General features: G+C 71.6%; 20 protein-coding genes. 10 read left to right on the plus strand and 10 right to left on the minus strand.

The window, feature by feature from the left end; genetic code table 11:
* Positions 1-11: 11 nt before the first annotated feature.
* The gene (gene efeO, locus ACGFIB_RS34835; RefSeq protein WP_142572658.1) at positions 12-1,148 is read left to right on the plus strand and encodes an iron uptake system protein EfeO; all 1,137 of its coding nucleotides are present in this window, start codon (positions 12-14) and stop codon (positions 1,146-1,148) included.
* Positions 1,145-2,398 (plus strand): iron uptake transporter deferrochelatase/peroxidase subunit, encoded by a 1,254-nt coding sequence (efeB, locus tag ACGFIB_RS34840; protein WP_393377619.1) that lies wholly within the window; start codon positions 1,145-1,147, stop codon positions 2,396-2,398. Before efeO ends, efeB begins: the two co-directional genes overlap by 4 nt.
* A gap of 18 nt (positions 2,399-2,416) precedes the next feature.
* On the opposite strand, the gene ACGFIB_RS34845 is transcribed toward efeB, so the two are convergent.
* The 5 genes from ACGFIB_RS34845 to ACGFIB_RS34865 all read right to left on the minus strand — a co-directional run bounded on the left by ACGFIB_RS34845 (position 2,417) and on the right by ACGFIB_RS34865 (position 10,286).
* Positions 2,417-4,393 carry a CehA/McbA family metallohydrolase gene (locus ACGFIB_RS34845; RefSeq protein WP_393377621.1) on the minus strand — a complete coding sequence of 659 codons (1,977 nt, stop codon included), beginning with the start codon at positions 4,391-4,393 and terminating at the stop codon, positions 2,417-2,419.
* A gap of 99 nt (positions 4,394-4,492) precedes the next feature.
* The gene (meaB, locus tag ACGFIB_RS34850; RefSeq protein ID WP_393377623.1) at positions 4,493-5,497 is read right to left on the minus strand and encodes a methylmalonyl Co-A mutase-associated GTPase MeaB; all 1,005 of its coding nucleotides are present in this window, start codon (positions 5,495-5,497) and stop codon (positions 4,493-4,495) included.
* Positions 5,494-7,635, minus strand: coding sequence for a methylmalonyl-CoA mutase (gene scpA, locus ACGFIB_RS34855; protein ID WP_393377626.1), 2,142 nt, complete (start codon positions 7,633-7,635; stop codon positions 5,494-5,496). Before scpA ends, meaB begins: the two co-directional genes overlap by 4 nt.
* A complete protein-coding gene (locus ACGFIB_RS34860; protein ID WP_393377628.1) occupies positions 7,632-9,428 on the minus strand; it encodes a methylmalonyl-CoA mutase subunit beta in 1,797 nt (598 codons plus the stop codon). Before ACGFIB_RS34860 ends, scpA begins: the two co-directional genes overlap by 4 nt.
* A gap of 72 nt (positions 9,429-9,500) precedes the next feature.
* Complete coding sequence (locus ACGFIB_RS34865; protein WP_393377630.1) at positions 9,501-10,286, minus strand: peptidoglycan recognition protein family protein; 786 nt, start codon at positions 10,284-10,286, stop codon at positions 9,501-9,503.
* 163 nt (positions 10,287-10,449) lie between these two features.
* Between ACGFIB_RS34865 and ACGFIB_RS34870 the strand changes: the two genes are divergently transcribed.
* From ACGFIB_RS34870 to ACGFIB_RS34885, 4 genes are all read left to right on the plus strand, one after another.
* Positions 10,450-11,571, plus strand: a complete 1,122-nt coding sequence (locus tag ACGFIB_RS34870; protein WP_393377633.1) for a DUF5925 domain-containing protein — start codon at positions 10,450-10,452, stop codon at positions 11,569-11,571.
* 76 nt (positions 11,572-11,647) lie between these two features.
* Positions 11,648-12,769: a C39 family peptidase gene (locus ACGFIB_RS34875; protein WP_393377635.1), complete on the plus strand. Its 1,122-nt coding sequence runs from the start codon at positions 11,648-11,650 to the stop codon at positions 12,767-12,769.
* Positions 12,766-14,595: a S9 family peptidase gene (locus ACGFIB_RS34880; RefSeq protein WP_393377636.1), complete on the plus strand. Its 1,830-nt coding sequence runs from the start codon at positions 12,766-12,768 to the stop codon at positions 14,593-14,595. The genes ACGFIB_RS34875 and ACGFIB_RS34880 overlap by 4 nt, the downstream gene beginning before the upstream one ends.
* Positions 14,592-15,872, plus strand: a complete 1,281-nt coding sequence (locus ACGFIB_RS34885) for a M20/M25/M40 family metallo-hydrolase (protein WP_142572641.1) — start codon at positions 14,592-14,594, stop codon at positions 15,870-15,872. The genes ACGFIB_RS34880 and ACGFIB_RS34885 overlap by 4 nt, the downstream gene beginning before the upstream one ends.
* Before the next feature lie 49 nt (positions 15,873-15,921).
* On the opposite strand, the gene ACGFIB_RS34890 is transcribed toward ACGFIB_RS34885, so the two are convergent.
* The 4 genes from ACGFIB_RS34890 to ACGFIB_RS34905 form a co-directional block, all read right to left on the minus strand.
* Positions 15,922-18,084: a tetratricopeptide repeat protein gene (locus tag ACGFIB_RS34890; RefSeq protein ID WP_393377639.1), complete on the minus strand. Its 2,163-nt coding sequence runs from the start codon at positions 18,082-18,084 to the stop codon at positions 15,922-15,924.
* A 130-nt stretch (positions 18,085-18,214) separates the two neighbouring features.
* On the minus strand, positions 18,215-19,054 hold the full coding sequence (locus ACGFIB_RS34895; protein WP_142572637.1) for an ABC transporter permease: 840 nt from the start codon (positions 19,052-19,054) through the stop codon (positions 18,215-18,217).
* Positions 19,041-19,970: an ABC transporter permease gene (locus ACGFIB_RS34900; protein ID WP_357247360.1), complete on the minus strand. Its 930-nt coding sequence runs from the start codon at positions 19,968-19,970 to the stop codon at positions 19,041-19,043. Before ACGFIB_RS34900 ends, ACGFIB_RS34895 begins: the two co-directional genes overlap by 14 nt.
* Before the next feature lie 7 nt (positions 19,971-19,977).
* Positions 19,978-21,582, minus strand: coding sequence for a peptide ABC transporter substrate-binding protein (locus ACGFIB_RS34905; protein ID WP_357247358.1), 1,605 nt, complete (start codon positions 21,580-21,582; stop codon positions 19,978-19,980).
* Between the two features lie 120 nt (positions 21,583-21,702).
* Between ACGFIB_RS34905 and ACGFIB_RS34910 the strand changes: the two genes are divergently transcribed.
* The 3 genes from ACGFIB_RS34910 to ACGFIB_RS34920 are packed head-to-tail and all read left to right on the plus strand — an operon-like array spanning position 21,703 to position 24,422.
* A complete protein-coding gene (locus tag ACGFIB_RS34910; RefSeq protein WP_357247355.1) occupies positions 21,703-22,674 on the plus strand; it encodes a helix-turn-helix transcriptional regulator in 972 nt (323 codons plus the stop codon).
* A gap of 58 nt (positions 22,675-22,732) precedes the next feature.
* On the plus strand, positions 22,733-23,548 hold the full coding sequence (locus ACGFIB_RS34915) for a DUF4253 domain-containing protein (RefSeq protein WP_357247352.1): 816 nt from the start codon (positions 22,733-22,735) through the stop codon (positions 23,546-23,548).
* A gap of 43 nt (positions 23,549-23,591) precedes the next feature.
* Positions 23,592-24,422, plus strand: coding sequence for an SAM-dependent methyltransferase (locus ACGFIB_RS34920; protein ID WP_393377643.1), 831 nt, complete (start codon positions 23,592-23,594; stop codon positions 24,420-24,422).
* 4 nt (positions 24,423-24,426) lie between these two features.
* Here the strand turns inward: ACGFIB_RS34920 and ACGFIB_RS34925 are convergent, their stop codons facing one another.
* Positions 24,427-25,428 carry a lactonase family protein gene (locus ACGFIB_RS34925; protein WP_393377646.1) on the minus strand — a complete coding sequence of 334 codons (1,002 nt, stop codon included), beginning with the start codon at positions 25,426-25,428 and terminating at the stop codon, positions 24,427-24,429.
* A 188-nt stretch (positions 25,429-25,616) separates the two neighbouring features.
* On the opposite strand from ACGFIB_RS34925, the gene ACGFIB_RS34930 reads away from it, so the two are divergent.
* On the plus strand, positions 25,617-26,042 hold the full coding sequence (locus tag ACGFIB_RS34930) for a hypothetical protein (protein ID WP_393377649.1): 426 nt from the start codon (positions 25,617-25,619) through the stop codon (positions 26,040-26,042).
* The last annotated feature ends 111 nt before the right edge of the window (positions 26,043-26,153 follow it).

A 26,153-nucleotide genomic window follows, 5' to 3' on the forward strand; every position in this document is an offset into this window, starting at 1 on the left:
AGTCCACCGAAATGCGCACCCCCACCGTCCTGGCCGCCGCCGTGCTGACCCTCGCCGGTCTCACCGCATGCTCGTCCACGGGCTCCGGCACCACGACCGAGGCGACCGCGGCCGGCGACGGGAAGATCACCGTGGCCGCCACCGACACCGAGTGCAAGGTGGCGAAGTCCGACCTGGCCGCCGGCACCTCGACCTTCTCGATCACCAACAACGGCTCGAAGGTCACCGAGTTCTACGTGTACGCGACGGGCGACCGGGTCATGGGCGAGGTCGAGAACATCGTGCCCGGCCTGACCCGCGACATCGTGGTGGAGCTTCCCGCGGGCGTGTACGAGACCGCCTGCAAGCCCGGGATGACCGGCAAGGGCATCCGCGGCCCCCTCAAGGTCAGCGGCGAGCACAAGCCGCTGACCGGCGACGCCAAGCTCGCCGAGGCCGTGGCCGGCTACAAGCGCTACATCGAGAGCCAGTCCGACACGCTGCTCGACAAGACCAAGGAATTCACCGAGGCCGTCAAGGCCGGCGACGTGGCCAAGGCCAAGGAGCTCTACCCGGTCGCCCGCACCTACTGGGAGCGGATCGAGCCGGTCGCCGAGGTCTTCGGCGACCTCGACCCGGCCATCGACGCGCGGGAGAACGACGTGGCCGACGGCGCGGAGTGGACCGGCTTCCACCGCATCGAGAAGGACCTGTGGGTCAAGAAGGACGTCGGCGGCGACGGTCCGATCGCCGACAAGCTGATGACCGACGTGAACACCATCGTGACGAAGTCCGCGACGGTCGACCTGTCTCCCGTGCAGCTCGCCAACGGCGCCAAGGGACTGCTCGACGAGGTCGCCACCGGCAAGATCACCGGCGAGGAGGACCGCTACTCGCACACGGACCTGTGGGACTTCGACGCCAACCTGCAGGGCTCGAAGGCCGCGGTCCAGGCGCTGCGCCCGGTGCTCGAGGAGCGCGACGCCGAGCTGGTGAAGACACTCGACGCGAAGTTCGCCGACGCCGAGAACGCGCTCGCCGCCCACCGCAGCGGCGACGGCTGGAAGCTGCACACGGACCTGTCCAAGGACGACCTCAGGGCGCTGTCCGACGCGATCAACGCCCTGGCCGAGCCGATCAGCAAGGTGGCGTCGGTGGTGGCCGGATGAGCGGCGCGGGGATCAGCCGCAGGCGGCTGTTCGGCCTCGGCGCGGCCGGTGTGGCCGCCGTCGGGGCCGGGGCGGTCGCCGGCCGGTCCTTCATCGAGGAGCCGGTGGCCCACGCGGCCTCGGCCTCCGACCCCGTGCCCTTCTACGGCCCGCACCAGGCGGGCGTCACCACCCCCGCCCAGGACCGGCTGCACTTCGTGGCGTTCGACGTGATCACGAAGAGCAGGGCCGAGCTGGTGGAGCTGCTCCAGGAGTGGACCGCCGCCGCGGCCCGGATGACCCAGGGCGAGGACGCCGGCACGTTCGGCGCCGTGGGCGGGGCGCCCGAGGCGCCCCCGGACGACACCGGCGAGGCGCTCGGCCTGCCCGCCTCCGGCCTGACGCTGACCGTCGGCTTCGGTCCGTCGCTGTTCGACGACCGGTTCGGCCTCGGCGACCGCAGGCCGCCCGCGCTCGCCGACCTGCCCGCCTTCCCCGGCGAGGACCTGCAGCCCGAGATCTCCGGCGGGGACATCTGCGTGCAGGCGTGCGCGCACGACCCGCAGGTGGCGGTGCACGCCATCCGCAATCTCGCGAGGATCGGCTTCGGCAAGGTCTCCGTGCGCTACTCGCAACTCGGCTTCGGGCGCACCTCGTCCACCTCGCGGGCGCAGACGACGCCGCGCAACCTCATGGGCTTCAAGGACGGCACCAACAACCTCAAGCTCGAAGACACCGCCATGCTGCGCGACCACCTGTGGGCCGCGCCCGGCGACGGCCCGGCCTGGATGGACGGCGGCGCCTACCTGGTCACCCGCAAGATCCGGATGCACATCGAGACCTGGGACCGCGCCCCGCTGGCCGAGCAGGAGGCCATCTTCGGCCGCGACAAGGGCAAGGGCGCGCCGCTCACCGGGCACGGGGAATTCGACGCGCCGGACTTCGCCAGGAAGGGCCCGGACGGCGCGCCGGTGATCGCCGGCAACGCGCACGTACGGCTCGCGCACCCCGACGCCCACGGCGGCGCGCGGCTGCTGCGGCGCGGCTACAACTTCGTGGACGGATCCGACGGCCTCGGGCGGCTCGACGCCGGTCTGTTCTTCATGGCCTACCAGCGCGACCCCCGCACGCAGTTCGTTCCCATCCAGCGGATGCTGTCCCAGAAGGACGCGCTGAACGAGTACATCAAGCACGTCTCCAGTGGCGTGTTCGCCTGCCCGCCCGGAGTGGCCGACGGCGGCGACTACTGGGGCCGCACGCTGTTCGCCTGACGCCCTCCGCCGCCGCGATCACAGGCGCGACTCGTACACCGCCCTGGCCTTCTCGATCAGGTCGAGGTGGTCGCGCAGCTGCGCCCGGGTCCGCAGCCGGGCTCCGGCCCTGACCAGCTCGTCGAGCAGGTCGAGCCATCGCAGGCACCAGCGCACGTCCTCCTGCCTGGCCACGTGCCGTCCCCGCACGTCGAGGTAGACCGGGCTGGTGTGGGCGTAGGCGCGCCCGCGCGGGGAGCGCGGATGGGGGCCGCCGCGGACCACGGCCACCACGTAGGTGGCGTCCGTCACCGGCAGCGACGCGGTGATCTCATGGCCCGGCCCCTCGGCGAGCACGCCGGCCGCGGTCCTGATCTCCATGTGCTCCACCTCCGGCCCGACGGCCCTGGCCCGGATCGCGACCGTCTCGCCGCCCTCCAGACTGAGCGTCTCCCCCGGCCCCAGGTCGTCCACCGTGAGCTCCAGCCAGGGGCCGGTGGTGGCGAACGTGCGCCCCCGCCGTACGGCCTCGGCGAACGTCTCGGCGCTGAGCGGCCCGTCCACCCGGGCGTAGACACGCTCCCAGCCGGGCGGGCTGGAGACCGTGTCCTGGCGGGTGAACGACAGCATGGTGTCGGTCCCGGCGAGCGCGGCGAGCCGGTTGCCCGCGCCGACCAGCCTCCGGTAGACCTCGGCCGTCCCCGGCGCGGTCGACAGGTCGCTGAAGTGCAGCACCTCCACCCCGTCGACCATGCCGAGGGCGGCGTCGACCACCAGGGCGCGGCCGGTGCAGTTCCTGGTCCCGTTCGCGGCTACGTCCTCCGGGGAGGAGACCGGGCCGTGGAAGGGGTGGGCGTACCCCAGGACCGCGCGCGGCTCCCGCAGGTCGCCGCAGACCGCCGCGTTGGGCGGCCAGTCGGCGTCGGCGCCGAAGCCCGTGTGGTAGACGGCGGGCGGCGCGGCCACCCCGAAGACGTGGACGTGCCCGAACAGGTCGTTGCGATACTCCACGCCCATGCGGGCCACGTGCCCGGCGTCCGACCACGGCAGGTCGCGCCCGGCCCAGTGCTGGAGCGCCTCCCGGTCGTAAACCCGGTCCCCCGCGACGTTGCCGGCGACGAGGTTGAGCACGTGCAGGTCCTCGCCGAGCTGCGCGGCGGCCGCCTCCGCGGGAACGGCGACCAGGTCGCCCGCCCAGTTCATGTGGACGTGCAGGTCGGCGCCGTACCAGCCGCGGGCGGCGGCGTCGTACAGCCGCTGCGGCGTGAGCCCGACCAGCGTCTCCTCCCCCGTCCTCGGGACGACCGTCGTCTCGGCGACGCCGTACTCCATGCCGCGCGTGACCCGGATCGTGACCGGCTCGCAGGGCACGGCGAGCACGATGTCGTCGCCGTGGAAGAACGGCCTGTCGTCGTTGTCGCGCCGTTCCGGCACTCCCTCCGGATACCACCCATGGCCGTCGGCCGACGTGACGCTCCACCGGCACGGGAAGCCCGCGCGCAGCCGCAGCCGCGCGGCCGGGGCGGGCCGGGTCAGCCCCGACAGGTCCACCTCCTCGCCGTCCACCGTGAGCATGGTCGCGGTCGTCACGTCGATGAGCCTGGCTCCGCCCGCCGCGATCCCGTACGGCACGCCGTCGGCCGTCACCTCCACCGGGTGCGGCAGCGCGGAGTCGACCAGCAGGATGACGGGCGCCGGCCCCGGCGACAGCAGCGGCCGGGCCGGGCCGTGCTCCAGGCGGTGCTCGATGCGCTGCTTCATGCGGGGGCCGTCCGCGGTCAGCCGCAGCGCCACCAGGCCCCGGGGGACCTCACCGGCCAGCGTGTCGCGGAACTCCGCGTCGAGATCGGGCCTAACGGTCATCCGGTCGGCCGCCTCGGGAAACCGCAGGAACGGCATCATCCGGACGTAGCCCAGCGGCGGCTCTCCCCAGGTGATCCCATGTACGGACAGTAACGCCCGGTACTCCCGCAGAGCGCGTTCCACCTGCGGCGGCATCATCGGATCGTGGTTCATCGCACCTCCCCGTAATCGAAAGCGGCCACATGGTGGCACGATTTCGGCCTGGGAAAACGTGCAACAGTGCATTCCCGGTCACACGGGTAGCGATCTGTCTCACCCGGGAGGAAAGGTGATCCCCCGGGTGTCATGAGAGGCGTCCGCCTGGTCTTCGGTGGCCAGGAAGGCCGCCAGGATCCGGTCGGCGGCCAGCGCCGGGGTGAGGGTGCCGTCGAGGACCTGTCGTTCGATCTCCGGCGCGATCTCACCGGTGGCGTCGCGGAGCATGGCCAGCAGCCGCTCCCTGACCAGCGCCCACGTCCACTCGACCTGCTGGCGGCTGCGCCTGGCGGCGAGGTCCGCGCCCTCCTGGTGGCGCACGACCTGCGCCCACAACTCCTCCAGCCCGGCGCCGGTGAGGCCGCTGCAGGTCAGCACGGGCGTGACCGAGCGCAGCAGCCGCAGCGCCCCGGACAGCTCGCGCGCCGCCTTGCGCGCGGCCGTCTCGTGCTCCCCGTCGGCCTTGTTCACCGCGACGATGTCGGCCAGCTCCAGCACGCCCTTCTTGATCCCCTGGAGCTGGTCCCCCGTGCGGGCGAGGGTGAGCAGGAGGAAGGTGTCGACCATGTCGGCGACAGCGGTCTCCGACTGGCCGACCCCGACCGTCTCGACGAGCACGATGTCGTAGCCCGCCGCCTCCACGACGACGATGGCCTCGCGGGTGGCCGTCGCCACGCCGCCGAGCGTCCCGGCCGTGGGGGACGGCCGGATGAAGGCGTTCGGATCGGCCGACAGCCTGGCCATCCGGGTCTTGTCCCCCAGGATGCTGCCGCCCGAGCGCCGCGACGAGGGGTCCACGGCCAGCACGGCGACCCGGTGCCCCTGCCCGGTGAGATGGGTGCCGAGGGCCTCGATGAAGGTCGACTTGCCGACCCCTGGCACCCCGGACACGCCCACCCTGCGGGCCCTGCCGGCATGCGGGGTGAGCTCGACCAGCAGCCGCTGCGCCATCTCCCGGTGATCGGCCCTGGTCGACTCCACCAGCGTGATGGCCCGGGCGGTCCACCGCCGGTCGCCCGACAGCACGCCCTTGACGTAGTCGTCGATCACCGGTGCGGTCACCGGTGGCCCAACCGGGCGGACAGCTCGCGCAGCAGTTCCAGGGCGGCGTCGGCGATCACCGTGCCGGGCAGGAAGATCGCCGAGGCGCCCGCGGTGCGCAGCTCCTCGACGTCGCCCGGCGGGATCACCCCGCCGACCACGATCATGACGTCCTCCGCGCCGAGGCCGGCGAGCGCCTGCCGCAGCGCGGGCACCAGCGTCATATGCCCGGCCGCCAGCGAGGAGACCCCGACCACGTGCACGTCGGCCTCGACGGCCTGCCGGGCGACCTCCTCCGGCGTCTGGAACAGCGGGCCGACGTCGACGTCGAAGCCGAGGTCGGCGAAGGCGCTCGCGATCACCTTCTGGCCCCGGTCGTGACCGTCCTGGCCCATCTTCGCGACGAGGATCCGGGGCCGGCGGCCCTCCGCCTTCTCGAACTGCGCGCACGCCTCCCGGACCCGGTCCGCGCCGCCGCCCACCTCCGCGCGGTACACGCCCGATATCGTACGGATCTGCGCGGCGTGCCGTCCGAAGACCTTCTCCAGCGCGTCGGAGATCTCCCCGACCGTGGCCTTGGCCCTGGCGGCCCTCACCGCGAGCTCCAGCAGGTTCTCCCCGCCGGCCGCGCCCTTCGTCAGCGCCTCCAGCGCGGCGTCGACGGCGTCGGCCGAGCGCTCCTCGCGCAGCCTGCGGAGCTTGTCGATCTGCTGGTTGCGCACGGCCGTGTTGTCGACCTTGAGCACCTCGATCGGCTCGTCGGACTCGGGGCGGTACTTGTTGACGCCGATCACCGGCTGCCTGCCGGAGTCGATGCGGGCCTGGGTGCGGGCCGCCGCCTCCTCGATGCGCATCTTGGGCAGCCCCTGGTCGATGGCCCTGGCCATGCCGCCGGCCCGCTCGACCTCCTGGATGTGACCCCATGCCGCCCGCGCCAGCTCCCGGGTCAGCCGCTCGACGTAGTAGGAGCCGCCCCACGGGTCGATCACCCGGCAGGTGCCCGACTCCTGCTGGAGCAGCAGCTGGGTGTTGCGGGCGATCCGCGCCGAGAAGTCGGTCGGCAGCGCGAGCGCCTCGTCCAGGGCGTTGGTGTGCAGCGACTGGGTGTGGCCCTGGGTGGCCGCCATCGCCTCGACGCAGGTCCGTACGACGTTGTTGAACACGTCCTGCGCGGTCAGCGACCATCCGGAGGTCTGGCTGTGCGTGCGCAGCGACAGCGACTTGGGGTTGCGCGGGCCGAATCCCTTCACCAGGCGGGCCCACAGCAGCCGGGCGGCGCGGAGCTTGGCGACCTCCATGAAGAAGTTCATGCCGATGCACCAGAAGAACGACAGGCGCGGCGCGAACGCGTCGACGTCCAGCCCCGCCGCGACCCCGGCGCGCAGGTACTCCAGCCCGTCGGCCAGCGTGTAGGCGAGCTCCAGGTCGCAGGTGGCCCCGGCCTCCTGGATGTGGTAGCCGGAGATCGAGATGGAGTTGAACTTCGGCATCTTCTCGGAGGTGTACTCGAAGATGTCGGAGATGATCCGCATCGACGGGTCCGGCGGGTAGATGTAGGTGTTGCGGACCATGAACTCCTTGAGGATGTCGTTCTGGATGGTCCCCGCCAGCTTGTCGGGCGTGACGCCCTGCTCCTCGGCCGCGACGATGTAGAGCGCCAGGATCGGCAGCACCGCGCCGTTCATGGTCATCGACACGCTCATCCGGTCGAGCGGGATCCCGTCGAACAGCTGCCGCATGTCGTAGATCGAGTCGATCGCCACGCCCGCCATGCCGACGTCGCCGGCGACGCGCGGGTGGTCGGAGTCGTAGCCCCGGTGGGTCGCGAGGTCGAAGGCGACCGACAGGCCCTTCTGCCCGGCGGCCAGGTTGCGCCGGTAGAACGCGTTGGACTCCTCGGCGGTGGAGAACCCCGCGTACTGCCGGACGGTCCACGGCTGGGTGACGTACATCGTCGGGTACGGCCCGCGCAGGAAGGGCGCGACGCCCGGGTAGGTCGCGAGGGACGGGCCGTCCTCCAGGTCGGCCGCCGTGTAGAACGGCTTGACCGCGATGCCCTCCGGCGTCTCCCACACAGGGGTCTCCCAGGCCGGGCCGTCCGGGATGTCCGCGGCGGCGGCGCTCGACCCCAGGTCAATCTCCGAGAAATCCGGAATCATCGGTCCACTCCCAGCTCGTCGAACGTCGCGCGGAGCACTCCCAGCGCGTCGCAGCCGGCGTACAGGGTGGCGTCCACCCCCTCATACTCCCCCTTTCCGGCCAGCCAGATCGTGCGTGCCCCGGCCTCCCGCAGCGCCGCGGCGACCGCCGCGGCGTGCTCGCCGTACAGCCGATCGCTGGAGCACAGGCAGGCCACGGGGGTGCCGCAGTCGCGGAAGGCCGCGGCGATCGCGGCCGGGTCGGTGCCCGGGCCGCTGGTGACGGTCGCGACACCGCCCGCCGCGAACAGGTTGGCGGCGAACGCCGCCCTCGCGGTGTGCGCGGCGACCGGCCCGATCGTGGCGAGGAACACCGTGGGCCGGCTCGGCTGGGCGTCCGCGAGGTCGCGCAGCGCCTCGAACTCCTCGGCGTAGCGCGTCACCGGCAGTCCCCTGCCCGGCGCGCCGCCGGACGTCGCGGCGAGCCCGGGGCCGGGCCGCCGGGACACCGGCCGCTCCTTCAGATCGGGGAACTCGCTGACCCCGGTGATCGGGTCGCGGCGGTGGGCGAGGTTGTCCGCGCGCCCGGCCCGGGTCGCCGCCAGCCGCTCGGGGACCAGCCGCTCCAGCGCGGCCGCCATGCCGCCGGCCCGCTCGATCTCCCGGAACCACTCCCAGGCCCGGGCGGCGAGGTCGTCGCTGAGCCGTTCCACATACCAGGAGCCGCCGGCCGGGTCGGCCACGCGGGCGACGTTCGCCTCCTCCACCAGCAGCGCCTGGGTGTTGCGGGCGATGCGGCGGGCGAACGCGTCGGGCAGCCCGAGGCAGGCGTCGAACGGCTGGACGGTGACCGCGTCGGCCCCGCCCACCCCGGCCGCGAAGCAGGCCACCGTCGTGCGCAGCATGTTCACCCAGGGGTCCCTGACGGTCATCATCGCCGAGGAGGTGACGGCGTGCTGGAGCTGGGCTCCCGGCCCACCGACCACCTCGGCGACCCGCGCCCACAGCCGCCGGGCGGCCCGGAGCTTGGCGATGGTCAGGAACTGGTCGGCGGTCGCGGCGTAGCGGAACTCGAGCTGCCCGAACGCCTGCTCGGCCGTCAGGCCGGCGCCGGTCAGCGCCCGCAGGTAGGCGACGCCGGTCGCGACCGAGCAGCCGAGCTCCTCGGCGTCGGCGCCGCCCGCGTCGTGGTACGGCAGCGCGTCGACGGTGATCGCCCGCAGGCCCGGATGATCCACGGCGCAGCGGCGGGCGAGCGCCACGGCGGCGCCGGTGTCCACGGTCGCGCCGGTGCGGGCCGCCAGCCCGATCGGGTCGGCGCCCAGATTGCCCGCAGCCCCCTCGACGGCCAGGCGCAGGAACGCCTCCGCCGCCTCGGCCGTACGCGGGCCGGCGTCGAGGACGACCGGGGCGAGGTCGAGCAGGACGCCGTCGAGCACGGCCGGCAGCGCGGCGGGATCGATCGCGTTCAGATCGAGCCACAGGGACGTGACGCCGTTCTCCAGGTCGGCGTGGATCGCCTCCCGGGTCACGGCCGGATCGGGGTCGGCGTGCCGCTGGCGCACGTCCCACGGGCCCGGCGCGCGCGTCGGCCGCGGCGCGGCCGGCAGGTCCGCGGCGTCGTACAGCGGGGCCACCGCCACCCCGTCGTAGGTCGTGGTGGTCAGGGCGGCCTCGGCCTCGCCCGGCGACCCGTCCCAGCCGGATCTGCGCAGCACCTCGGCCGCGAGCGTCCGCCACTGCTCCCGCGTGGCCTGCGGGAACCCCGCTGCGGGATCGGCGAGATCGTCGAGTTCAACAGGCGGCACCGTCATGAACCGGATGCTAAATGCACCGGCCCGGTCTCGGGGCAACGGGGTGCCGGTCTGTGGACAACTCCGGGTGCCTCATGACTTGGCGAATGCGGCGTTCCAGGTGTCGGGGCCGACGATGCCGTCCACGTCGAGGTGGCGGTCCTTCTGGAACCTGCGGCACACGTCCTTCGAGTCCGGCCCGTACGCGCCGTCGACGACGATGTCGTAGCCGAGCTCCTTCATCCGGGCCTGCCAGGCGCGCACGTCGTCGCCGCGCATCATGGGCGGATATTTGAGCAGGCGGCCGGGCCACTTCTGCGTGGGCTGTGGCTCCGGCTCCGGTTCCGGATCGGGCTGCGGCTGGGTGGTGCCGGGACGCGGCGCGCCCTTCTTGACCCAGGCGTACAGCGGATCGCCGGGGCAGTCGGTGGAGTAGCCGTCGCGGTGGCCCTTGATCTCCTTGCCCGCGCCGCCCTTGGCGCGCAGATACTCCACCGCGTCGAGGATCGCGTGCAGGATGCCGTCGGTCGGCTGGACCAGGCCGGCGTTGCCGACGAGTCCGAGCACGGCGTAGTGGCCGGAGTTCAGGCCGGGGCCGTTGGCGGCCGGCAGGTGTCCCGGCCCGCGACCGACGAAGACCTTCCGGTGGGGACACGCCACCATGGAGTATCCGATGTCGATCCAGCCGTTGCCGTCGATGTGGAAGTCCTGAATCGACTTCACCATGGCCACGCACTTGGCGTGGTCGCCGACGATGCCGGGATCCACGCGGCCGCCGGTGTAGTGGACCTTCACGCCGCGCGTGGAGGCCAGCGACGAGTACGAGCCCCTGGGGGAACGCGCGCCCCATGCAGCGCGAGACACGAGATCGATGGCCACAGTGCTCTCCGTTGCAAACCGTACGACTGGACACCGAGCGTAGCGGTAACGCCCCAATAGGTACTGACTTTTGCCCAGATGAAACGGCTTAAACAGCAGGCAAATCGAATAACCCAAATAAATCCAATCGACAGAGTGAGACGTTCGTCGAGATCATCGCTGTATGTCCGTTCTCAAGGAGGTCGACTTCTCTCCTCACTCCACGCCTCCACCTCCGGTGCCGATGCGGATCTGGCTCGACGACGCCGACAGCCCGGCCGACGTGATCGACGCCATGGCGCTGTCGCCGTTCGCCACCGGTGAGCAGCCCTGGTCCCGCACCACCAGCCTCGGCCGGGTCCGCGCCGACGCCCCGCTGACCGCCGAGGGCGGCCGGCTGCTGCGCGTCGCCCAGCACACCGACGGGTACGAGACCCGGCTGGTCGCGGGCGAGGGGTGGACGCTGCGGGTGGTCCGCGGCGCGAACCGGTCGGCGACGCTCACCGCCACGGCGGTCAGCGAGGAACTGGCCGGCTCGGTCCTGGAGCAGGCGACCAGGGACGCGGAGGAGGCGGCCCCCGACGCCGACCACGTGCGGATGGGCTTCTGGTGGCGGTCGAGCCACGGCCCCCACCGCTCCGCCAAGCCCATCACGACCTCGTCCTGGCAGGAGATCAGGCGGAACTACCCCCGGGCCGCGGCCGGCCGCCTGGACGCCCTCATGGCGACCACCGCGGCCGGCGTGACGGGCCGGCTGGTCCTCCTGCACGGCCCGCCCGGGACCGGCAAGACGACGCTGCTGCGCACGCTCGCCCGCGAGTGGGCGCCCTGGTGCCAGGTCGACTGCGTGCTCGACCCCGAGCTGCTGTTCAACGACCCCGGCTATCTCATGGACGTCGCCGTCGGCTGGGACGGTCCGGGCGAGGACGACGAGCCGCGCTGGCGGCTGCTCGTCCTGGAGGACTGCGACGAGCTGATCCGCGCCGAGGCCAAGCAGTCGACGGGCCAGGGCCTGTCACGCCTGCTCAACCTGACCGACGGGCTGCTCGGCCAGGGCAGGGACGTGCTCGTGGCCATCACGACCAACGAGGACCTCAGCCGGCTCCACCCGGCCGTCGTACGGCCCGGGCGGTGCCTGGCACAGATCGAGGTCGGCCGGTTCGAGGCGGACCAGGCGGCTCAGTGGCTGGGCGCCGGGGGCACGGGCGGGAGCGCGAGCGGGACGACCCTGGCCGAGCTGTTCGCCCTGCGGGACGGCCGCCCGGCCGCCGCCGAACCCGCCCCCGCCACGGGGCTCTACCTCTGACCGGCGTAGCGTCCCGTGTGTCGGATACGTAAACCATCCGATGTGCCAGGTCGGGGCGGTAACAACAATCGGCGAGGTGGTCACCCTGCTGTCGGCCGGACCGAGCCCCCAGGTGAGCCCCGTCGTCCTCCACCGGTGGTCCGTCGAGGCTCGGGAGACGGGGACAACGAAATATCTGGATCCGTTCGCCCCCGGCGGCGAGCGGGAGTGGCCCTACATCCGCTGGACGTCGCCGGAGCGGGAGATCGGCTTCGCGGCCACCGAACTGGTGCCGTCGTGGACGGCCGCCGCGCCGCCCGGCGCCTGGCTGGAGATCGAGATCCAGGCGCGGGCGGTCACCGGCGACCTGACCAAGTGGTACGTCATGGGCCGTTGGGCCGAGACCGGCGCCGACATCCACCGCACGTCGCTGCCCGGCCAGGGGGACGCCGACGGGGACGTCGCCGTCGACACCTTCGTCGCCGCCCGCTCCGTGACGTCGTACCGCGTGCGCGCCACCCTGTACGGCAATGGCGGCGGCGTGCGCTCACTCGCCGTGATGGCCTCGGCCGTGGGGCAGGCGGGCAGAGGCGGCCCGCCGGGGTCGCGGCACGTCGAGCTCGACGTGCCGCGCCGTTCGCAGAAGGTCCACACGGGGCACTATCCGCAGTGGGACGGCGGCGGTGAGTCGTGGTGCAGCCCCGCGGCGTTCACGATGGTGCTGGGCTACTGGGGGCTGGGGCCCGCCCCGGCCGACCTCGCCTGGGTGACCCCCGGCGACCCGTGCCCGGCGGTCGACCACGCCGCGCGCGACATGTACGACCACAGCTACCAGGGCACCGGCAACTGGCCCTTCGGCGTCGCGTACGCCGGGCGGTACGGGCTGGACGGCTTCGTCACGCGGCTGCGCTCGCTGGCCGAACTGGAGCGGTTCATCGCCGCCGGGATCCCGGTGATCACCTCGCAGGCCTTCCGCGATCACGAGCTGCCGGGCGCCGGATACTCCACCGGCGGGCACATCATGGTCGTCACGGGATTCACGGCCGAGGGCGACGTGATCGCGAACGATCCGGCCGCGCCGGACGACGGCGGCGTGCGGCGGGTGTATCCCCGCGCGGCGTTCGAGAGCGTCTGGCTGCGCGCCACGAGCAGCGGGGGGATCGCGCACATCGTGCATCCCCCCGGCACTCCGCTTCCAGACTCCGGGGGGAACTGGTGACCATTCGGGCCGTCGACGTCGCACGGGTGGACGACCGCCCGCTGTGGGTGGAGATCTCGGGAGACGAGGTCTGGTGGGACGAGCCGCGCCCGCGCGAGGGCGGCCGCCGCTGCGTGGTGCGGCGCAGGGCCGACGGCGTGATCGAGGACGTGCTCCCGCCGGGCTGGAACGCCAGGAACCGGGTCATGGAGTACGGCGGGCGCTCCTGGCGGGCGCACGAGGGCCGTCTGGTGTTCACCGACTGGGCGGACGGCCGGATCCACCTGTGCTCCCCCGGCGAGGAGCCGGTCCCGCTCACCCCCGAGGAGCCCGCCCGCTACGCCGACCTCGTCGTCCACGGCGACGCGGTGTGGTGCGTGCGCGAGCGGGGCGACGCGCGCAGCGGCGAGCGCGACATCGTCGCGGTGCCCCTCGACGGCTCCCCCCTGCGCAGCGTGGTGAAGACCCATCATTTCCTGATGAACCCGCGCGTCTCGCCGGACGGACGGTCGCTCGCCTGGATCGGCTGGAACCACCCGGACATGCCCTGGGACGCCACCGAGCTCTGCGTCGGATCCGTGGACGGCGGCCCCCACCGCGTCCTGCTGTCCGGCGCGTCCACCTGCCAGGCCGAGTGGCGCGACGACGGGAGCCTGTACGCCGTCACCGACCCCACCGGCTGGTGGAACATCCACCTCGTCGGGCTGGACGGCACGACGCGCGACCTGACCCCGGTGCCGCTGGAGTTCGGCGACGCCACCTGGAAGATCGGCGCGACGTTCTTCGCCGTCGCGGGCGGGCGGATCGCCTCCGTGTACGGCACGGCCGACGAGCGGCGGCTGGGAGTCCTCGACGCCCCCGCGACGGCAGGCTCCCTCAGGGACGTCGGCGGCGATTACACCCACTGGGCGCCCGCCCTGTCGGCCCGGGGCTCCCACGTCGTGGGCGTCGCGGCCTCACCCCTCCGGCCGTACGAGGTGGTGCGGGTCGACCTGGACACCGGGGCGCGGGAGGTGCTGTCCTCCGGCAAGCCGGTGCCCGGGGACGCCGAGCTGCCCACACCCGAGGCGGTGACGGTCGGGGGAGTCCACGCGCACCTGTACGCCCCGTCGTCCGGCGGCGGGCCCGCGCCGTACGTGGTGTTCGTGCACGGCGGTCCGACGAGTTCGGCCCCGCCGGTGTTCGATCTGGAGATCGCCTACTTCACCAGCAGGGGCATCGGCGTCGCCGAGGTCAACTACGGCGGCTCCACCGGCTACGGCCGGGCCTACCGCGAGCGGCTGCGCCACAGCTGGGGCGTGGTGGACGTGCGCGACTGCGAGACGGTGGCGCGGTGGCTGCTGGACACCGGGCGGGCCGGGAAGGTGGCGATCAGAGGCGGCAGCGCCGGCGGCTGGACGTCGATGGCCGCGCTCGTCCACAGCGACGTCTTCTGCGGCGCGGTGTCCCACTACGGCATCTCCGACCCCGAGCACTGGGCGGCCGAGACGCACGACTTCGAGTCGCGCTACCTCGACGGGCTGATCGGACCGCTGCCCGAGACCCGGCAGCGCTACGTGGACAGGTCCCCCGAACTGCACGCGAAACGGGCGTCCGGCCCGGCCCTGCTCCTGCACGGCCTGGAAGACAAGGTGGTCGATCCCGCGCAGTCAGAGCGTTTCGCCGCCGCGCTGGCCCGCCACGGGCACCAGTGGGCATACCTTACCTTCGAGGGCGAACAGCACGGCTGGCGGCGTGAGGAGACCATCGTCCGGGCGCTGGAGGCCGAGCTCGCCTTCTACGGGATCGTCTTCGGCTTTCCGACTCCCGAGGTCCCGCCCCTGAAGCTGGAAGGTGGAGTGTCGTGAGCGAGGTCGCGACGATCTGCTCGGAACTGCTGCGGATCGACACCACCAACGACGGGTCCGGCGACGGGCCGGGCGAGCGGCGGGCCGCCGAATACGTGGCGTCCCTGCTCGCCGAGGTCGGCATCGAGCCGGTGGTGTTCGAGTCGGCGCCGCGCCGCACCAGCGTGGTGGCGCGCATCCCCGGCGACAGCCCCGACGCGCTGCTGCTGCACGGTCACCTCGACGTCGTGCCCGCCGACCCGGCCGAGTGGCGTACGCACCCGTTCTCCGGGGAGATCGCCGACGGCTGCGTGCACGGCCGGGGCGCGGTCGACATGAAGGGCACGCTCGCCATGACCCTCGCCTGGGCCCGCGAGAACGCGCGCAGGGGCGTGCGCCCCAGGCGCGACCTCGTGCTGGCCTTCCTCGCCGACGAGGAGTCCACCGGCGAGTACGGCGCGGGCCACGCGATCGAGCGGCACCGCGACCTGTTCGAGGGCTGCACGGAGGCGATCAGCGAGTCCGGCGGCTTCTCCTGGTATGAGGGCGACGTCCGCGTCTACCCGGTGGCCGTCGGGGAGCGCGGCACCGCCTGGATGCGCCTGACGGCCCACGGCGTGCCCGGCCACGGGTCCAAGCCCGCCGTCGACAACCCCGTGGCCGAGCTCGCCCGTGCCCTCGCCCGCCTCGCCGACCACCCCTGGCCCGTACGGCTGACGCCCGAGGTGGCCCGGCTGATCGACGAGCTGTCGCGGGCGCTCGGCCGGCCGATCGACGTCGACCGGCTGGAGACGGAGATCGAGCGGATCCCCCGGGCGGCGGCGCTGTTCAAGGGCGTGCTGCGCAACTCGGCCAACCCGACGATGCTCGACGCGGGATACAAGGTCAACGTCATCCCCGGCACCGCCGAGGCCCACGTGGACGGCCGGTTCCTGCCGGGGCAGCGCGAGGAGTTCCTGGAGACCGTCGACCGGCTGCTCGGGCCGAAGATCACCCGTGAGTTCGTCAGCTTCGAGGAGGCCGTCTCCTCCCCCGCCGAGGGCCTGTTCGACGAGCTCACCGCCGCCCTGCTCGCCGAGGACCCCGCCGGCAGGCCGGTGCCGTACGTCATGACCGGCGGCACCGACGCCAAGTGGTTCGCCAGGATCGGCATCAGGGGGTACGGCTTCGCGCCGCTGCTGCTGCCGCCGGACCTCGACTACTTCGGCATGTTCCACGGTCTCGACGAGCGCGTTCCGGCCGAGGGCCTGGAGTTCGGCGTCCGCGTCCTCGACCGGCTGCTCGTCGCGCCCTCGTAGATCGGATCGTGCCCGGTCGCGGCATCAGCAGGGATCCTCAGGCTATGGGTTACCCCTCCAAGGCGTCTCTTGCGAGTTGATACGCCCTGAACAGAGGGTGAGGTTCCGCGACCGGTCCGTTCGTCACGGCCAAAACACGGTTGAGTTCGACGGCGGCTTCCTTCTTCCGTCCCGACATCGCGAGCGCGCGGGCCAATGTCAGCCTGGCCCTTAACGTGCCGGGATGCCCCTCACCCTCCGTCCTGATAGCGATGTCCAATACCGCTCGCAGCTCCACCTCGGCCTGCGTCAACTCCCCCTGCTCTAAGAGCACGCGTGCGAGGAGATGCTGCGCGCCGAAGGTCATGGGATGCTCATTGCCGAGAAATCCGCGCGCATCATCGACCAACGCGATACACCGTCGCCGGCATTCCTCGAAGTTTCCCCGCCGGAAGGCTATGTAGTCCAGTAGTTGGCGCGTGATCAACGTGTAGTAGTCACCAGGTCCGAGCACTTTCAGCCTGATGTCGAACACTCGTCGGGCGATCTCCTCGGCCTCTCCGAGCCGCTCTGTGCCGGCCAGCACATACGCCACCTGGAACAGGCTGATCAGCGTTTGCGGATCTTCTTCGCCGAACGTCTTGGACCTGGCCTCGGCCACAGTGCGGTATTCCCGCTCCGCATCGGCGTCGTGTCCGGTGAAATACAGCGCCCCCGCCAGCTCGTGTCTGATTTCCAAGATCCCCGGATCGAGTTCACCGAGAGCCCTCGCATGGGATAGCGCGGCCCGCGTGACGTCGAGCGCGGTGGTGTAGTGGCCCGCGTAGATGAGAGCGGAAGCCGCGCGCGCCGCGCATTTCGCCGCCTCGCTCAGGTGCTCGCTCGCCGGACGCCGACTGATCTGCTCCAGCACGGACATCGCGTGGGGCAGGATCTCGAACCACCGGGGCCAGTCGAGGGGGTCCTCCATCTTCAGCCCCTCGACGGCATGCAGGACGAGCGCGACGGAGACTCTCGTGACGCGCGTCGTCTCCTGCCCCTCGTCCAGATGGAGGCGGCTGGCCTCCGCGATGAGCGGATGGACCTGGATCGCGAGGCTTTCAGCCGACGGCTCTTCCGGTAGGTCGATGAGCCCGACGGATTCGAGCGCCCGCATCCCCTCACTCACGGCTTCGACGTCCCCGTCGCACAGGTCTGCCAGGATGCCATTATCCAGCATGACGCCAGGAATCGGGATCGAAGGCGCGAAACATGACAGAGTTCGCAGTATCCGACGCGCCTGGCTACGTCCCTGCGTGGTCAGCATGTCAAGCGATTTTTCCCATGTTCTGGCCAGAACGTCGCGATCATCCTCGCCTCGTTTCATCAGTGCGACCAGGCCACTCTTGAGGGAGGACGAGTAGGCCGCGAAAGTTCGCTCCGGCGAGAACGGGGAGGACAGGAGCGAGCCGACGTGGTGTAGGGCCAGTGGGAGGAACCCCAGTCTGCCGGCCAGCCTCTCGGCCTCCTCGTAGGAACCCGACAGCGGCGCGAGGTCCCGTAGCACCAGTGCCGCATCGCGCGGGTCGAGCGGCCCGATCTCATGCGCTTTGGTGAAAGTCCCCCATTGCGACAAGTCACCCAGCCTGCTTGTCACGAGCAGCACGCCCTTGCGTGTCGGGCGGAGCCAGCCGTTCCCGTCGCGCGCCTTGGTCTCGGCCACATCGAGGATCCGGATGTCGTCGAGATTGTCGATGACCAGCAGCCACTTCTGCTGCTGCTCCAAATATTTCCAGACGAGGTCGGGCATGTTTCCACGCCCGGCCAGAACCTCCTGGATTTCGCTTTCCCTCGCCCCAAGTGCTCGCGCGAGGCGCAACATGGAGGTGACGAATTCCGACGCGGATACCCCCGAAACCCACCACACCATCCGCCCTCTGCCGGCGGCTTCCTGGGCCGTCTTGATGGCTATCGCCGTCTTACCCGAACCGCCGAGGCCGTACAGCAGGTGAACCTTGCCGTCGGGCCGTCGCACGACCTGCTGAAGCCGCCGGCGCACGGCCTCCCGATCTCTGAATACTTTGGGCAGCCGCCCCACGGGTGGCCTGAGGATCGTCCGCGGGTGCAGCGCCGTGCTTTCGACAGCAGTACGATCTGCAACTCTGACCGCTTTTTCCGCGTCATGACGCCTCAGCTGCAGGAATGCCGGTATTACGGCTATCACGCCGGCCGCCGTCCCGATCAGCGTCAGCAACAGTCCAGCGTCCACCATGCCAGGTTAAAGATGATGTTTTTCGCGTACAAGCAGGCAGCGATTCACGGCAATGACGGCAAATACCCGTACGCCTTGACGCATGAGCCGGCATTCGCTGCCACGTGACGCCTCAGCGCAGGCGGGGGTCGAGGGCGTCGCGGACGACGTCGCCGAGCATGAGGAAGCTCAGCACGGTCGCGGTGAGGAACAACGCGGGGAAGACCAGCAGGTGGGGGTGCTCGGCGAAGAACGTCTGGGCGATGTTCAGCTGCAGGCCCCACGACACGTCGGGATACTGCAGGCCGACGCCGAGGTAGTCGAGGGTCGCCTCCCCCGCGATGACGTTCCCGACGTTGAGCATGGCCACGACGATGACCGGCGCGACGGAGTTGGGCAGGATGTGGCGCATCATGAGCCTGCGGTCGCTCGCGCCCAGCATGCGGGCGGCGGCGACGAAGTCCATGTCCTTGACGGCGATGACCTGCCCGCGCATCAGCCGGGTCATGGTCGTCCAGCCGAGCAGCACGAGGACCAGCGTCATCGCCCATATCCCGTGGTCGGGGAAGGCGACCAGCACGACGGTCGCGCCCAGCACGAACGGGATGCCGAAGAACACGTCGGTGAGCCGGGAGATGACCGCGTCGGCGACGCCCCCGTAGTAGCCGCCCACCAGCCCCAGCAGGATGGAGATCAGCATGGCGAAGACGGTGACCGAGACGCCGACCACGATGGACGCCCGGGTGCCGTGCACGACCTGGGACCAGTAGTCGCAGCCCTGCAGGTCGTACCCGAACAGCGCTCCGCCCGCCGGGCCGCGCTTCGACATGCGCAGGTCGCAGGCCTCGTTCGGGCCGAGGTGGGCGAACAGCCCGGGGAAGGCCGCCATCGCCACGGCCACCAGCAGGACGGCCGCGGAGAACCAGAACACCACCCGGCCGCGCAGTTCCAGCCAGGCGTCACGCGCGAGCACGGCGGATCCTCGGGTCGAGCACGCCGTACAGCAGGTCGACGGCCAGGTTGGCGAGAATGAAGATCATGACGAGCAGGGTGACGACGCCGACGACGACGGGACCCTCCTGAAGCTGGATGGACTGGAACACCTGCTGGCCGATGCCGGGCAGGTTGAAGATGCCCTCGGTGACGACCGCCCCGGCCATGAGGTTGCCGAAGTCGACGCCGAGGTAGGTCACGACCGGGATGAGCGAGTTGCGCAACGCGTGCAGCCCCACCACCCGCCGCCGGGCCAGCCCCTTCGCGGTCGCCGTACGGACGTAGTCGGCGCGCAGGTTCTCCACGAGGGAGGTGCGGGTGAGCCGGGCCACGTACGCCAGGCCGAACGAGCCGAGGACCATGCCGGGCAGCAGGTAACTGACCGGCCAGCCCTCCTCGGTCCCCGCCGTCGGGAACAGCCCCAGGTTAAGGCCCAGCAGGATCTGGGCCGTGTACCCGACGACGAACACCGGGACCGCGATGACGAACGTGGTGCCGGCGAGGACCGCCGTGTCGGCGGCCCCGCCGCGGCGCAGCCCGGCCAGGACGCCGAGGCCGATGCCGACGACGAGTTCGAAGACCCAGGCGGTCAGCGCGAGCTGCGCGGTGACCGCCCACCGGTCCTGGAGGAGCTCGCTCACCGGCTGGCCGGTGAAGGTCTCCCCCAGGTCGCCCTGGAACACCCCGAGCATGTAGCGGCCGTACTGCACGAGCAGCGGCTCGTCGAGGTGGTAGCGCGCCCGCATCACGGCGAGCACCTGCTCGGGCACCGGCTTGTCGCCCGCGAGCGCCAGGATCGGGTCGCCCGGCAGCACGAACACCATCGCGTAGATCAGGAAGGTGGTCGCGAAGAACACCGGGATCGCCTGGGCCAGGCGCTGCGCGGCGTACCTCACCCTCGTGTCACCCCTGTTTCACGGTGATCGTGTACAGGTTCTTGCTGTACGGGGTCACGTCGACGCCGCTGAGCCGGCTGGTGAAGCCGATCTGGTTCTGCCAGTTCCACAGCGGGATCATCGGCATGTCGGCCAGCGCGACGTCCTCGGCCTTCTGGTAGAGCGGCAGGCTCGCGTCCAGGCTGGGCGCGGAGTTCGCCTGCTTGATCAGGTCGTCGAACTCCTTGTTCTCCCAGCCCATCCGGTTGCCCGCGCCCCACATGTACTCGAGGTAGTCCTGGGGGCTCGGGTAGTCCATGACCCAGTTGTTGCGGTAGGGACCGTCCTCCTTGCGCTGGCGCAAGGTCGACAGGTAGTCGGCGGCCGGGATCTTGCGGAACTTGATGTCCGAGATGCCGAGGTTCTGCTTGAGCTGGTTGGCGACGGCGGTCATCCACTGCTCGTAGCTCGGGTCGGCGTTGGAGAACCACAGGTTCAGCGTGCCGCTGAAGCCGCCGGCCTGGTCGAACAGCGCCTTGGCCTTGGCCGGGTCGTACGTGCACGCCTCGCCGCAGGCGTTCTCCCGGTAGCCGGGCACCAGCGGCGCCAGCAGCGACGCCATCGGCTTGAACGCGCCGTCGTAGACCGCGTCCACGATGGCCTGCCGGTCGATGGCCATGGAGAACGCCTTGCGCAGGTCGGCGTCGGCGAACCGCTTGTCGAAGGTCGGGAAGCCCAGGTAGTCCATCGTGCCGTCGGGGGTCTGCACGAAGCGGTCGCCGAGCAGCTTCTTCGCCTCGCCCGTGCTGGCCGGCGGGACCGTCGTCATCAGGTCCACCCGGCCGGCCCGCAGGTCGGTCCACGCCGTGTCACGGCTGGCGTAGATCTTGAAGGTGACGCCGTCCGCCTTGGGCGTGCGCTCGCCCGCGTACGAGGGAGACCGCTTGATCGCGATCTGCTTGTTGTGCTCCCACGCGCCGTCGAGCACGAACGGCCCGTTGCCAACCGGCGCCTGGTCGAACGCCTTGAGGTCGGTGAACGCCGCCTTCGGCATCGGCGCGAACGCGATGTAGGCGAGCGTGATCGGGAACTGGCTGAACGGCGCGGTGAGCGTCACCTCGAGCGTGGTGTCGTCCACCACCTTGAGGCCGCTCATCTTGTCCGTGGACGGGTCGCCCTTCTCGGGGTTGAGCTTGTCGTAGCCCTCGATGTTGGCGAAGTAGTAGTTGTTGGTCCAGCCGTTGGGGCCGTAGGCCGTGGCGTTCCAGGAGTCGGCGAAGCTCTGCGCCGTGACCGGCTCGCCGTTGCTGAACTTCTGCCCCGGCTTGATCTTGATCGTCCAGACCTTCTGGTCGGTGCTGCTCACCGACTCGGCCGCCCGCATCACGGGCTTGCCACTGGCTGCGTCGATGGAGACCGGAGTCTCGAAGAGCGTGTCCAGCACCGTGATCGAGTAGTCGCTGGAGGTGTTGCCCGGGGTGAGATGGTCAGGCTCCGTCAGCGCGACGGAGAACGCGTTCGCCTCCTTGCCGCCGCCCGCCGGCGACGATCCTCCCCCGCCTCCCCCGCACCCGCCGCTCAGCATGATGGCCGCCACAGCGAGGGCGGCCGCCCGGCTTCTCGTGACCCTCACTGGTCCTCCGCCTCATCGTCGTGTTGCGGGTGAGGGTAGGAAACGGGGCCGCCCTCTGCATCGGAGACTTTACGTATTCCATGCGGAACCTTTACCCGGCAGGCTGAGCATGGAGGATCCATGGACGCAATCAGCCTCAGCGCGCGGAGCCTGCACGCCGTCGCCGAACTGGGCTTCCAGGTGGCTCGGCAGGGGGCACACGGGGCGATGACCGCGCTAGGAGAGGTCATCCCCGTGGAGGCGTACGAGTTCGTCGCGTTCGACCCGGCGACCGGCCGGCACCGTTCGCTGGTGTCGGCGGGGTACACGCGGGTGGACGACGACGCCGCGGAGGAGTACGCCCGGCTCGACGCCTACCGCCGGGCCATGTCGCTGCGCACGTCCGTCGTCATGGGTTCCCCCGGCACCGAGCGCTACTTCCGCCGCCACCTGGAGCCGTACGGCTGGCGCGCGGGGATCACGACGCCGCTGTTCCTGACCGGCGGGCGCTACACCGGGCTGCTGCACGTCGGCTCCCGCGCGGACCTGCCGCCCGAGGCGCCCGCGGTGATCAGCGCGGTCTCCCCCGCCCTGGCCCACCTCACCGACGTGACCCGCTGCGTCATCGACCCGATGGGCCTGCCGCCCGGCTTCCACGCCGTGGCGTTCGAACGGGGCGGGCGGCGCAGGGACGTGGCCGGATGGCCCGCGTCGGAGGCGCTCGCGGCCGAGCCGGCGATGGCGGAGCTGGCCAGGGCGTTCATCGACTCCCGCGAGCTGTCGCGCCGGGGGCTGTGGCCGGACGGCACCGGCCAGTGGCGCGAGCTGCGCCTCCACCGGGCCGGCGTGGGCTTCCACGGCTCCATCCAGGGCGCGGTCATCGCCGAGCGCCCGTGCGCCCTGCCATACGACCTGACCTCGCGGGAGATCGAGGTGCTCACCCGGGTCGCGCAGGGCGACTCCAACCCCCAGATCGCCGCCGCGCTCGTCCTGAGCGTGCGCACCGTGACCACCCATCTGGAGCACATCTTCGCCAAGCTGGGTTGCGACAGCCGTACGCGCCTGACCATGAAGGTTCTCGCCGAGGGGCTGTGCCGGCTCGACGTCCCGTGATCCCCGTAATGATCGCCCTCACGGGACGCGCCAAGGCCGGGTCCGACATTATTGGCGCATGTCGGTTCACGAGCGTCGGCGGCTCCCCACGGGCCTGGAGCTGCTGTTCGGCGACGGCGGCGACGGGCGGGTGCTGTCCGTCGACCTGCCGTCCGGTTCCCTCGTGTGGCCGGACCCCGACTACGACCGGCTGCGCGCCCATCACCGCCCCTCGTTCTGGCTGAGCGACGAGCCGGTGCCCGCCGGGCTGTGGGCCCGGCTGCGCGCCGAGCACCCCCGGTCGGGCCTGTGGCCGATGCTGCTGGAGGACGGCGTACAGCCCTGGTCGGCCGGGCAGATCGCGCCGGACTCGCCCGACCAGGTCGGCTACTACAGCGCGGCCGGGTTCATGGCCGAGGCGTGGCAGGACCTGCTGCTGGGCCACGAGGCCTACCTCGCGCCGTTCGGAGCCGAGTGCCCCGGGATCGCACCGCCCGCCGCGCTCGTGGCCGACCCCGACGTGGTCGCCGACTGGTACGCCGACGTGGTGGCCGAGAGGATGACGCCGCTCGGGCTCGCCGCGGTGGACCGCGGCGCCGACGCGATGGTCGCTATGGGCTGGCAGGGGGCGCTGCACCACAACGAGTGGACCGTGCCCCTGGCGGCCGTCGTGCGCAGCTGGGAGGAGCGGTTCGGGGTGCGGGTGGTCGGCATGGGGTTCAACACGCTGGACCTCAGCGTCGCCGCGCCGCCCGCCACCCCCGCGCACGCGCTGCACGTGGCGGCCGAGCACTGGACGTTCTGCCCCGACAGCGTCCTTCAGGGCCCGGGCACGCTGGCCGACTACGCCGAACAGATCGTGGGCCAGAACGCCTGGTCGTTCTGGTGGGATTGAGGCGATAATTACCGGCGGACCGATGATGAGCGAGGGAGGCGGTTTGGGCGGCACGGAGCCGGGAGGGGGCGAACGGCCCGTCAAGGTGGCGGGTCTCAGCACCAGCACCGCGAACATCGCCCGGATGAGCGACTACCTGCTCGGAGGCAAGGACAACTTCGCCGCCGACCGGAGGTTCGCCGAGCAGCTGACGGCCATCGCGCCCGAGGTCAAGACGATGGCGGTGGACACCCGGGAGTTCCTGGAGCGGGTGGTGCGCTTCCTCGTCGAGCAGGGCGTGCGGCAGTTCCTCAACGTGGCGTCCGGGCTGCCGACCCGGCGCAACACCCACGAGGTCGCCCAGGAGCTCGCGCCCGGCGCCCGCGTGGTGTACGTCGACGACGACCCGGTGGTGCTCAACCACGCGCGGGCCGTGCTCGCCCGCGACACCTGCACCGGGGTCGTCGACGGCTCCATCCTGCGCCCGGCGGAGATGCTCGCCGACCCCGAGATGCTCCGGCTCATCGACTTCGCGCAGCCGGTCGGGGTGCTGATCCCGGCCCGGCTGCAGTACCTCCCCGACGCCGTCGAGCCGTACAAGTGCGTGGCCCACCTGCGCGACCACCTCGCCCCGGGCAGTTACCTGGCCATCGGTCACGCCGTCTTCGACAGCCGTCCCGAGCTGGCCGCGCCGATCGTCGACCTGTTCCGGCAGATCGTGCCGCAGGCCGACGACGCGACGCGGGACCGGGAGAAGGTGCTGCGCTTCTTCGACGGCACGGAACTCGTCGATCCCGGCCTCGTCTACATCCGCCAGTGGCGGCCGCAGATCCCCCAGAGCACCGGGCAGGCACAGCGGGTGTGGATCGTCGGCGGCGTCGGCCAGGTGCTCTGACGACCTACCGGATGAGCACGCACGAAGGGGTGCCCACCGTCAGCGCCTGACCGGTCGGCTCGGGCAGCCCGTCCCTGAGCGCCAGCACGGCGACGGAGTCGGACCGCTGGTTGGCGACGTAGAGGCGGTCGCCGTCGATCGCGAAGTGGCGTGGCCAGCTTCCCCCCGACGGCACTTCGGCCGTCATCGTGAGACGGGACCCGTCCACCTCGAAGACGCTGATGGTGTCCGGCCCGCGGTTGGCGACGTACAGGTGACGGTTGTCTGCGGACAGCGCGATGTGGGAGGGCAGGTTCTCCCCGCCGCCCTCCGCCGAGGCGCCGCTCGCCCGCACCGCGCCCGCCTCCCGCCACTCGTCGTCGTAGACGCGCACGGTGCCGTCGAGCTCGCCGGTGACGTACCAGTGCCCCTCGTGGTGCAGGAAGTGCCGCGGGCCGCTGCCGGGGGCCAGCCGTACGGGGCCGTCCGGATGCGGGCGCATGCCCGGCAGGAAGCGGCGCATCTGGTCGGTGCCGAGGTCGGTCACGTACAGCACTCCGCCGGGCCCGAAGAGCGCGTGGTGCGCGTGCGGACCCTCCTGCCGGTCCGGACGGGGGCCGCGGCCCTCGTGCGGGAACGTCAGCGGGCCCGGCTCGGGCATCCCGTCCTCACCCAGCCGGTAGGCCGTGACGGTCCCGTCGCCGTAGTTGGCGATCGCCAGCCACCGGCCCTCGGGGTCGAGCGCCAGGTGGCACGGCAGCGAGCCCCCGCTGGGGTGCTCGGCCAGGAGCCGGGGGGCGGGATCGTCGTCGGCGAAGACCGCGAGCGCGCCGTCCGCGGCGCGTTCGAGCACCGCGTACAGCAGCGGCAGCCGCGGGTGCGCGACGACGAACGACGGACCGGAGACGGTCGTCTCGCCCACCGCCTCCAGCCGCCCGTCCGCGTGCGACCGGGCCACCGTCAGGCCGGGGCCCGAGCCCTCCGTGTCGGAGGTGTATCCGCCGATCACCAGACCGGGTCGGGACATTCGCGCTCCAAGGCTCAGCTCGTCGGGATAACGCATGGTATCGGCCGGACGGGGCCGGGTAGGCGACCGCGCCGGGACGGAGTAATCATCCGTGCCGGAGTTCCCCAGGACGCCGACGAGACTCCGGCGATAAGGGCATATGCCCCATGTCGCTTATATCCACTGGCGCATGGGCAGGTGGTGGCCAGGTGTCTCGTCACTGCGCGGACGTCTTCCGAACCGATCTCGTCTCGGCGGTGCGGCGGCTTGCGGTGGCCGCGCTCGTCGTCTCGCTGGCCGGTCTCGCCGTTCCGGAATCGGCGGACGCGGCCTCCGCTCCGCTGCGCCGCAAGCCGCACGCGGCCGCGGCCGATGCGAAGGCGCCGGCCCGTGCGAAGGCCAGGCCCAGGCCCGGCCCGCGCGGTTACCAGTCGGCCCGAGGCGGGCGGACCAGCGCCAGGCAGTACAAGTCGGGCCGTGGCAGGAACATCCAGAACCTCAACGGCGTCTACACGCCCTCGCTCCTGAGCGGCCCGCAGTCGACCTCCGTCACCTCCGCCGGGAAGATCAGCAGCCAGGGCGCCTACTGCGCCCCCGGCGGCGGCTCCTGCGACGTCTCGCAGAACATGAGGTGATCAGCTCAGCGGGACGCTCCATTCCAGGCGGGCGCCTCCGGTGCCGGGGGAGGTGAGGGTGAGGGTGCCGCCGAGTCGTTCGGCGCGGTCGGCGAGGTTGCGCAGGCCGCT

It is taken from the genome of Microbispora bryophytorum (assembly GCF_043197435.1).
Lineage (GTDB): Bacteria > Actinomycetota > Actinomycetes > Streptosporangiales > Streptosporangiaceae > Microbispora > Microbispora bryophytorum.

Excerpts from the sequence above, each read along its gene's own strand:
- efeO (WP_142572658.1), top strand. The coding sequence starts at position 12 with ATGCGCACCCCCACCGTCCTGGCCGCCGCCGTGCTGACCCTCGCCGGT.
- efeB (WP_393377619.1), top strand. The coding sequence starts at position 1,145 with ATGAGCGGCGCGGGGATCAGCCGCAGGCGGCTGTTCGGCCTCGGCGCG.
- ACGFIB_RS34845 (WP_393377621.1), bottom strand. The coding sequence starts at position 4,393 with ATGAACCACGATCCGATGATGCCGCCGCAGGTGGAACGCGCTCTGCGG.
- scpA (WP_393377626.1), bottom strand. The coding sequence starts at position 7,635 with ATGATTCCGGATTTCTCGGAGATTGACCTGGGGTCGAGCGCCGCCGCC.
- ACGFIB_RS34860 (WP_393377628.1), bottom strand. The coding sequence starts at position 9,428 with ATGACGGTGCCGCCTGTTGAACTCGACGATCTCGCCGATCCCGCAGCG.
- ACGFIB_RS34870 (WP_393377633.1), top strand. The coding sequence starts at position 10,450 with ATGTCCGTTCTCAAGGAGGTCGACTTCTCTCCTCACTCCACGCCTCCA.
- ACGFIB_RS34910 (WP_357247355.1), top strand. The coding sequence starts at position 21,703 with ATGGACGCAATCAGCCTCAGCGCGCGGAGCCTGCACGCCGTCGCCGAA.
- ACGFIB_RS34915 (WP_357247352.1), top strand. The coding sequence starts at position 22,733 with ATGTCGGTTCACGAGCGTCGGCGGCTCCCCACGGGCCTGGAGCTGCTG.
- ACGFIB_RS34925 (WP_393377646.1), bottom strand. The coding sequence starts at position 25,428 with ATGTCCCGACCCGGTCTGGTGATCGGCGGATACACCTCCGACACGGAG.